A 3,834-nucleotide genomic window follows, 5' to 3' on the forward strand; every position below is an offset into this window, starting at 1 on the left:
ACACCCTTAGGTTTTCCAGTTGTACCTGAAGTATAAATTACATAAGCCAAATTCCGTGATTGGTTCACAGGCGTCAAATTGGATTCATCTATTCCTTCAAAATCTATCTTTCTTACATCTAGACAATCGCCTTCCCACTGCTTTTCTTCCCACAGCTGTTCAATCACTTTTGTCTGACTTAGCACAATTTTAGATCCACTGTCTTCAAGCATATAATCAATACGTTCAGCTGGATATGCAGGATCGATTGGCAAATAAGCGCCGCCCGCCTTTAATATCGCCAGCATCCCCACAATCATATCCAATGACCGTTCCATTAATAAGCCTACTCGATCTTCTGAGGTTACTCCACGTTGTCTCAGAACACGCGCTAAGCGGTTTGCCCGCTCATTCAATTCCTTATAAGTAAGCTGTTTTTCTTGAAATACCACAGCTACTTGATGGGGATCCTTTTCCACTTGTTCTTCGAACAAGGAATGGATTGTTTTCTCTTTCGGATATAGCATTTCTGTATCATTAAATTCAATCAACAGTCGATGCTTCTCCTGTTCTGTCAACATATCTATTTGTTTAATATCGATATTTAAATTATCTGAAACAATAGAAGCTACTTGTTTAATGTGGTTCTCAAAAGAAAAAATAAAATTCTCATCATATAAGTATTCATCATATGAAATTTTGAACTTAAGCGATTTCCCCGGATACACCGCAATTGATAAAGGGTAGTTTGTTTGTTCTAAAGAAGTCAAGTCACTAATCTGTAAATCCCGTGCATTACTCAATTCACTAGACAGAGGGTAATTTTCAAATACAATAATATGGTCAAATAAATTTCTTTTGTGTACACTTTGTTCCTGAATTTTATAAAGAGGATAAAAGCCATACGTTGCTGAGACTGTAGCCTGTTCTTGTATATTCGTAACAAAATCTCTAAAAGTATTACCCGGACCTACCCTAACAGGAATTGTATTGATGAATAAGCCTACCATATTATCAATACCCTCTATATCTGCCGTTCTTCCTGAATGAACAGCCCCAAAAATAACATCATCCCGATTTGTATACCTTTGTAATAAAATGCCCCAAATCGCCTGAATCATTGTGTTAAGTGTCACATTAAGCTTTTTACTTAATAGAATTAGATTCCGTGTCAGTCTCTCCCCAAGGTCAAACTCAAATTTTTTTTGCTCTCTATTACTTTCCATATGAATATTCATAGTTGGTAAAATTGCCCTTGTTTCGTATCCATCTAAAAAACTCTTCCAGTAATCTAAAGCCTGCTCATAATTCTGTTCACCAAGCCAGTTTATAAAATTTTTAAAGGGTTTGGCTATTTCCAATTCTAATGGCGTACCATTTTTTATAGATTCATAATTAATAAAAAGTTCTTTAAGAACAATTCCAAGACTCCAACCATCTAATAAAATATGTGGAAAGCTCCAAACTACTTTAAAATCCACATCGCTTAGCTTAAAAATAGTAAAGCGAATTAATATGTCCCTTTCTAAATCAAATTTGTGTTTTCGATCATCTAAAAAGTAAGATTTAATAAAGTTTGAAGATTCCTCTTCCGTTAAATCAGATAAATCTCTAAAATTTATTTGTGCATTTTTATTATTTAACACTACCTGTTTTGGTTTTTTAACATTTTTATAGAAAAAAGTAGTTCTTAAAATCTCATGCCGTTGGACCAGCTGCTTAATAGCTTTCTCAAAAATTTTTATATCCAAGGAACCTTTTATTGAAAAAGATATTTGTACAAAATATGCTTCAGTATTTTCTTCCAAGAGAGAATGATATAACATTCCCTCTTGCATAGGTGATAAATCATAAACTTTTTCTATTTCAACTTTACTAGACACTAATATTCACTCCTTTTTGTTTCTAACATGCTTCTCATATAATCTAATTCTTCTATTGAAAGATCTTTATCTCCGAGATCACTTGGTGTCTTCTCTGACTTAGTCTTATTTAAACAGTGTTCAATTATTCTTTCTAGATTTGCTTTAAAATTTTCGGCCAATTCCGATATCGTTCCTTTATCATATTGCTTATTGCTATAACTAATTAAAAAAGTTAATTGTTTATTTAATACATATCCATTCATTTCTAAAGTATAGTTTCTCTTCATATTAGGATTAATTTCCCTACCAGTGTGTAAAGAAGATATTTCAAACATATTATCTTTATATGTTTGACTTCCCCTATCAAATTGCCCTAAATAATTAAATACTATTTCTGGAGAGAACTGATCGATGTTGTTAACAGCTAACCCTTCTTTACTTAAATATTTCAAAACACCATATCCTATACCACGATTAGGTATGTTTCTTAATATTTCTTTTACATTTTTAATATAATATGACAATCTTTCCTCCAAAACTATATTAGAAGTTGAATCAGAAAAATTAAGCACTACAGGAAAGCAACTTGTAAACCAACCTATTGTACGATTAAAGTTAAATTCATCATGAATCTCCTCTCTTCCATGACCTTCCAGTAAAACCCCTATTTTGTCCGTCCCCACCCATTCTGATAAAGTTATTCCTAAAGCTGTCAATAAAATATCATTAATTTCTGTATTATACGCATAATGGGTTTGACTTAATAATTGCTTCGTTTTCTTTTTATTTAGAGTTATTATTATATCATCAGAGTCCTTAACCAAATTTATTGTGGTTTGTCTGTCTTTTTTAAGAGGCAACAATTTAGTCTGACAAATATCGCGCCAATAATTTACTTCCTTCAAAAGTTCTTTACTTTCTGAGTATATATTCAATACGTTTGACCAATCCATAAAAGAGTGTGTTTTTGATGGTAGTTTAACCAGATGACTCTCGACCGCCTGTTTGTAACCGCATTCAAAGTCCTCTAGCAATATCCTCCACGACACGCCATCTATCACTAAATGATGGATCACAAATAATAAATAATCTCCATAATCCGTTTTAAATAAGGTAATTTTCATCAGAGGTCCTTTTGAAATGTTTAAACCACCTTGCGATTTATTGGACTCATTCTCTATTTTTTCTGAAGCATCATTTTTACCATTTAAGTCAATTACATCGAATTCAAAGATATTATCCTTTTTAATTTCGCGATTAAACTGAACCCATTTATCTTTATCCTTTTTATAGATCATTCTTAAAGCATCATGATGTTCTACTAATCTTTCCAGAACGTGACTTACTAATGATTCTTCAAGATTTTCCGAGCTAAATAGCAGCATTGATTGGTTAAAGTGTTCTAAATAACTCTGCTCCCGTTCAAAAAATTCTAGTTGAATGGGTGTTAAAGGTACTTCACCTTGAATTGGATCCTGATTCACTCTTTGTTCTTTCTTTTTAATATAAGGGATTAGATTTCTAATAGTTGACGAATATAACAGATGGTTCACACTAATTGTAAGATCTGCCTTCTGCAACATAGATGCTATTTGAATAGCTTTAATTGAATCACCACCTATTTCAAAAAAGTGATCAGTCACTCCTATCTGTTCAATTCCCAACACTTCTTGCCATATCTCTATTAATTTCTTTTCCAATTCTGTTGTTGGTGCCACATATTCTTTTGACTGATTAGATATATCTGGCTTGGGTAATACTTTTCGGTCTATTTTACCGTTTGAAGTCAATGGAATTGAATCCAATTCTTCAAAAAATGATGGAACCATGTAAGCGGGCAACTTTTGACTTAAATAATTTCTAAGTTCCGAGCTTGGAACTGGTTCTTTAAAAACCACATAGGCACATAAAAATGTTTCACTTTCTCCTTCTTTCCAATCCATTACAGTCGTGTCTTTCACATTCGGATGTTCTAAAAGGGTGCTCTCAA

Annotated in this window: 2 protein-coding genes; both read right to left on the reverse strand. The window is 32.7% G+C overall.

Features of this window, described 5'->3' with window-relative positions; genetic code table 11:
- Nucleotides 1-1,862 (reverse strand): condensation domain-containing protein (locus GN217_RS18430; protein ID WP_156858101.1); only part of this gene is annotated, 1,862 nt, incomplete at its 3' end.
- On the reverse strand, nt 1,862-3,834 hold a 1,973-nt coding region (locus GN217_RS18435; protein ID WP_232334503.1), incomplete at its 5' end, for a condensation domain-containing protein. The genes GN217_RS18430 and GN217_RS18435, both read right to left, overlap by 1 nt.

Source organism: Oceanobacillus sp. AG (assembly GCF_009746545.1).
GTDB lineage: Bacteria > Bacillota > Bacilli > Bacillales > Amphibacillaceae > Oceanobacillus > Oceanobacillus indicireducens.